We start from the raw sequence: 5,304 nt of genomic DNA, 5'->3' as shown, positions 1-5,304 counted from the left end.
GGTGCCAACCTGGTGAATCCAAACACCGCTCAAAGTCAAGTTCTTGGTCTTTGGTTTGCGGTTTTAAAACTTTGATCAAGCCTCTACCTATCGGCGCTGTGGCTGGCATGGGTGGTCACCGATTTCTGGTACCCCAGTATGAGGTGGCCACCCATGCCAGTCACAGCGCAGAAAAACACCGTAAAAATCCCCAAAGCCCTGGATTGCCACGTCGCTACGCTCCTCGCAATGACGAATTGAGTGACAGAGGAAATGTCGGATGCCTAAACATCGACCTCCACCGAATCCCCATGCAACTCCATCAGTTCCCGCCGCGCTGCCGCCTCACCCTTGCCCATCAGCTTGGTCATCAGCTCGGTGGTTTGCAACACACTCAAGCCGCCCAGATGCACCGGCAACAAGCGCCGCGTGTCCGGGTTCAGCGTGGTGTCCCACAACTGCTCGGCGTTCATTTCGCCCAAGCCCTTGAAGCGGCTGATGGTCCAGGCGGCTTCGCGCACGCCCTCTTTGCGCAGCTTGTCCAGAATGGCGTCGAGTTCACCTTCGTCGAGCGCATAGGCCTTGGACGCCGGCTTTTTGCCGCGCGCAGGCGCATCCACGCGAAACAACGGCGGGCGAGCCACAAAGACATGGCCGGTGTCGATCAGCTTGGGAAAGTGTTTGAAAAACAGCGTTAACAGCAGCACCTGGATGTGTGAGCCATCGACGTCGGCATCGCTCAGGATGCAAATCTTGCCGTAGCGCAGGCCGCTCAGGTCGGGGCCGTCGTCGGGGCCATGCGGGTCAACGCCAATGGCCACGGCGATGTCGTGAATTTCGTTGTTGGCAAACAGGCGGTCGCGGTCCACTTCCCAGGTGTTGAGCACCTTGCCGCGCAAGGGCAACACGGCCTGGCTTTCCTTGTTGCGGCCCATTTTGGCACTGCCACCGGCCGAGTCACCTTCGACCAGAAAAACCTCGTTCTCGGCAATGTCGCGGCTCTCGCAGTCGGTCAGCTTGCCCGGCAACACCGCCACCCCCGAGCCCTTGCGTTTTTCAACCTTCTGACCGGCCTTTTGGCGGCTTTGCGCGGCCTTGATGGCGATCTCGGCCAGCTTTTTGCCGTATTCGACGTTCTGGTTCAGCCACAGTTCCAGCGCCGGGCGCACGAAGTTGGATACCAGGCGCACCGCATCGCGCGAGTTCAGACGCTCCTTGATCTGGCCCTGAAACTGCGGGTCGAGCACCTTGGTGGACAGCACATAACTGGCGCGGGCAAAGACATCGTCTGGCAGCAGCTTGACCCCCTTGGGCAGCAGCGAATGCATTTCGACAAAACTCTTGACCGCCGTGTAAAGGCCATCGCGCAGGCCCGATTCATGCGTGCCGCCGGCCGGGGTCGGTATCAAATTGACGTAACTCTCGCGCACCGGTTGGCCGTCTTCGGTAAATGCCACGCACCAGGCTGCGCCCTCGCCATCGGCAAAACTGTCGTTATTGGCATCGGCAAAACCTTCGCCTTCAAACAGCGGAATGACAGGCTCACCGGTCAGGGTTTGCGTCAGGTAATCGCGCAGGCCTCCCTTGAACAGCCAGGTTTGCGTCTCTTTGGATTTTTCTTGCACCAAAGTGACAGAAACCCCCGGCATCAGCACCGCCTTGCTGCGCAGCAGGTGCTCCAGATGCGCCATGGGCAGCGCCATCGACTCGAAGTATTTGCCATCGGGCCAGACCCGCACCGTGGTGCCACTCTTGCGCTCGCCCTCACCCGCTGGTCGGATCACCAGCGGCTCGATCACGTCGCCACCGGCAAACACCAGGCGCGCCACCTGGCCTTCACGGTAGGTGGTGGCTTCCAGGCGCAGCGACAGCGCATTGGTCACGCTCACGCCCACGCCATGCAGACCGCCGGAAAAGCTGTAGGCACCGCCCTTGCCCTTGTCGAACTTGCCGCCGGCGTGCAACTGGGTGAACACCAGCTCGATCACCGGCGCGTGCTCGGTGGGGTGCATGCCAAACGGGATGCCGCGGCCGTCGTCTTCCACGGTGATGGAGCCGTCGGTGTGCACGATGGTCTTGATCTTTTTGCCGTGCCCGGCGAGCGCTTCGTCGGCGGCGTTGTCAAGCACTTCCTGAATCACGTGCATCGGGCTGTCGGTGCGCGTGTACATGCCCGGGCGCTGCTTGACCGGCTCCAGGCCTTTGAGCACGCGGATCGAGTTTTCGGAATATTCGGGATTGGGTTTGCTTGCCATAGCGGCGCATTGTAATCAGGCGAGCTTCGAACAACTGGATGGATAACCAGCCTTGTCATGTATCCGTTCAAAGCCAATCTGCGCGCAGCAGAATTCGGTATATTCCGCGCATGCCAAATACTTCCAGGACACTGTCAATGACCCAGGTGCTGCTGTGCGGCGCCGCCATCGTCACGCTGTCCATGGGCATTCGCCACGGCTTTGGGCTGTGGCTGCAGCCCATGACGCAAAGCCTCGACTGGAGCCGCGAAACCTTTGCCTTTGCGCTGGCCATCCAGAACCTGACCTGGGGCGTTGCCGGCATTTTTGCCGGCATGCTGGCCGACCGCTTTGGCGCGTTCAGGGTGATCGTGGGCGCAGCGCTGCTCTACGCGCTGGGGCTGCTTGGCATGGCTTATGCCAGTACGGCACTGCAACTTTCCCTGAGCGCCGGGGTGCTGATCGGCATGGCCCAGGCGGGCACCACCTACGCCATCATTTACGGCGTGATTGGCCGCAACATCAGCGCCAGCAAACGCTCCTGGGCCATGGGCGTGGCAGCGGCGGCGGGCTCGTTTGGCCAGTTTTTGATGGTGCCCACCGAAGGTTTTCTGATTGACTTTTTGGGTTGGCAAGAGGCGCTGGTGGCGCTGGCGCTGGCCGCGCTGCTGATCATGCCGCTGGCCTGGGGCTTGCGCGAACCGGGCTTCAGGGGCGGTGCCGGACATTTTCGCGAGCAGTCCATCGTGCAGGCGCTGCGCGAAGCGTTTCAATACCGCAGCTTTCAGTTGCTGATGGCGGGTTACTTTGTCTGCGGCTTCCAGGTGGTGTTCATCGGTGTGCACATGCCCAGTTATTTGAAAGACCAGGGCTTGGCCTCGAACGTGGCAAGCATCTCGCTGGCGCTGATCGGGCTGTTCAATGTGTTTGGCACCTACGCGGCGGGCGTGCTGGGCCAGCGCATGCAGAAAAAGAACATCCTGGCCTTCATTTACCTCGCGCGCGCCGTTGTCATCAGTGTCTTTTTGCTGGTGCCACTGTCGCCCATGAGTGTCTATGTGTTCTCTGCGGTAATGGGGCTATTGTGGCTGTCCACCGTGCCGCCGACCAACGCCACCGTGGCGCAGATTTTTGGCGTGGCGCATTTGTCGATGCTCGGCGGGTTTGTCTTTTTCAGCCACCAGATCGGCTCCTTCATGGGCGTCTGGCTGGGCGGTTATTTGTTTGACCGCACCGGCAGCTACGACATCGTCTGGTACATCGCGATTGCGCTGGGCGTGCTGGCAGCGCTGGTGAACCTGCCCATCAAGGAAGCCGCCATTGTGCGCACGCCTGCGCCTCAAGGGGCTTGAAGCCATGAAGCCGATCCAGAAAACTCTGCTCTACGCCAGCTTGGCTGTCGTGCTTGGCCTGGTGTTCACCCTTTACACCCGGCCCGACTTTGTCATGACGCTGGCCAACCAGGTGTGGGGATGTTTCTGATGCTGCAACACAATTTTGACGAACCATCTGGCTGGGTGCAGCGCTGGCAGCACTTGATGCCCGTCGGTGCAACTGTGCTGGACGTGGCCTGCGGCTTTGGGCGCCACATGCAATGGCTGGGTGCCAGAGGCTGCCATTGCACCGGCATCGACCGCTCGGCCGCGGCACTGGCACAGGCCAGTCGCTACGGCGAGACGGTGCAGGCGGACATCGAGGGCGGCGACTGGCCCCTGCTCGACAACAACCTGCCCCGGCAGTTCGACGTAGTGCTGGTCACCAACTACCTGTGGCGGCCGCTGTTCCCGGTGCTGCTGCAAAGCCTGGCGCCGGGTGGCTTGCTGCTGTACGAAACCTTTGCGCTGGGCAATGAAACCGTGGGCAAACCCGCCAGCCCCGACTTTTTGCTGCGTACCGGCGAATTGCTGCAGCTGTGCCAAGGCCTGCGCATTGTGGCGTTTGAAGATGGCTTTCTGCCCAAGCCGCCTCGCTTCGTACAGCGCATTGCCGCCGTCGGGCCGCCGCCCACTGCCGCAGCGCCCGCCCCGGCTCACGTGCAGCCGGTGCGCTACCCACTCTCGCTAAAATGAGCGGTTAAACCATTACACGCAGGACAAAATGCCTAACTCAAAGCCTTTCCTCACCGGCAGCATCGTCGCCCTGGTCACGCCCATGCACCCTGATGGCAGCGTGGACTACCCGGGCTTACGCAAGTTGATCGACTGGCACATTGCCGAGGGCACAGATTGCATTGGCGTGGTCGGCACCACCGGCGAGTCACCCACCGTGAACGTGCAGGAGCACTGCGAGATCATTCGGGTGGCAGTGGAGCAAGCCAACAAGCGCGTGCCGATCATGGCCGGTTGCGGTGCCAACTGCACCTCAGAGGCCATCGAACTGGCCCGCTTTGCCAAAAAAGTGGGTGCCGACAGCCAGTTGCAGGTGGTGCCTTACTACAACAAGCCCACCCAGGAAGGCCAATACCTGCACTTCAAGTCGATTGCCAAAGCGGTCGAGCTGCCCATGGTGCTGTACAACGTGCCCGGGCGTTCCGTGGCCGACATGGCGCTCGAAACCGTGCTGCGCCTGACCCAGGTGAGTGGCATTGTGGGTATCAAGGAGGCCACCGGCAACATCGACCGCGCCCAATGGCTGATTCGTCAGGCACCGAAAAACTTTGCCATTTTTTCTGGCGACGACCCCACCGCCGTGGCACTGATGCTGTGCGGTGGTCACGGCAACATCAGCGTCACGGCCAATGTGGCGCCGCGCCTGATGCACGAACTGTGCGTGGCCGCCCTGGCCGGCGATGTCAAACGCGCCATGGAAATTCAATTCAAGCTGATGCCGCTGCATAAAAACCTGTTTATCGAAGCCAACCCGATTCCCGTGAAATGGGCAGTGGCGCGCATGAATTTGTGCGGCGGTACGCTGCGCTTGCCCATGACCGAGCTGACCCCGGCCAACGCGCCGGTGGTGGAGGCCGCCTTGCGCGAAGTTGGCCTGCTTTAACGCAATATCAGCACCGTTTTTCATTTGCCGCCCCGATATCTCACCTGAAGGATTTTTTGTGAACCCTATTTCCAGACTCGCCCTGCTTGGCCTGACCCTG

Annotated in this window: 5 protein-coding genes; 4 read left to right on the top strand and 1 reads right to left on the bottom strand. The window is 60.9% G+C overall.

What is annotated here, in order from left to right:
* Positions 1 to 263 precede the first annotated feature (263 nt).
* Positions 264 to 2,234: a DNA topoisomerase IV subunit B gene (locus IBX54_RS12025; RefSeq protein WP_296542893.1), complete on the bottom strand. Its 1,971-nt coding sequence runs from the start codon at positions 2,232 to 2,234 to the stop codon at positions 264 to 266.
* Between the two features lie 110 nt (positions 2,235 to 2,344).
* Between IBX54_RS12025 and IBX54_RS12020 the strand changes: the two genes are divergently transcribed.
* The 4 genes from IBX54_RS12020 to dapA are packed head-to-tail and all read left to right on the top strand — an operon-like array spanning position 2,345 to position 5,204.
* Positions 2,345 to 3,565: an MFS transporter gene (locus tag IBX54_RS12020; RefSeq protein WP_296542892.1), complete on the top strand. Its 1,221-nt coding sequence runs from the start codon at positions 2,345 to 2,347 to the stop codon at positions 3,563 to 3,565.
* Complete coding sequence (locus IBX54_RS12015) at positions 3,534 to 3,695, top strand: hypothetical protein (protein ID WP_296542891.1); 162 nt, start codon at positions 3,534 to 3,536, stop codon at positions 3,693 to 3,695. The genes IBX54_RS12020 and IBX54_RS12015 overlap by 32 nt, the downstream gene beginning before the upstream one ends.
* Positions 3,695 to 4,282, top strand: coding sequence for a bifunctional 2-polyprenyl-6-hydroxyphenol methylase/3-demethylubiquinol 3-O-methyltransferase UbiG (locus IBX54_RS12010; protein ID WP_296542890.1), 588 nt, complete (start codon positions 3,695 to 3,697; stop codon positions 4,280 to 4,282). The genes IBX54_RS12015 and IBX54_RS12010 overlap by 1 nt, the downstream gene beginning before the upstream one ends.
* Before the next feature lie 28 nt (positions 4,283 to 4,310).
* Positions 4,311 to 5,204 (top strand): 4-hydroxy-tetrahydrodipicolinate synthase, encoded by an 894-nt coding sequence (gene dapA / locus IBX54_RS12005; RefSeq protein WP_296542888.1) that lies wholly within the window; start codon positions 4,311 to 4,313, stop codon positions 5,202 to 5,204.
* Positions 5,205 to 5,304: the final 100 nt, after the last annotated feature.

It is taken from the genome of Rhodoferax sp. (assembly GCF_014859475.1).
Lineage (GTDB): Bacteria > Pseudomonadota > Gammaproteobacteria > Burkholderiales > Burkholderiaceae_C > Rhodoferax.
Note: the sequence above shows the minus strand (reverse complement) of the source record. Positions and strands in the feature narration are given on the sequence as shown.

Excerpts from the sequence above, each read along its gene's own strand:
- IBX54_RS12020 (WP_296542892.1), top strand. The coding sequence starts at position 2,345 with ATGCCAAATACTTCCAGGACACTGTCAATGACCCAGGTGCTGCTGTGC.
- dapA (WP_296542888.1), top strand. The coding sequence starts at position 4,311 with ATGCCTAACTCAAAGCCTTTCCTCACCGGCAGCATCGTCGCCCTGGTC.
- IBX54_RS12025 (WP_296542893.1), bottom strand. The coding sequence starts at position 2,234 with ATGGCAAGCAAACCCAATCCCGAATATTCCGAAAACTCGATCCGCGTG.
- IBX54_RS12010 (WP_296542890.1), top strand. The coding sequence starts at position 3,695 with ATGCTGCAACACAATTTTGACGAACCATCTGGCTGGGTGCAGCGCTGG.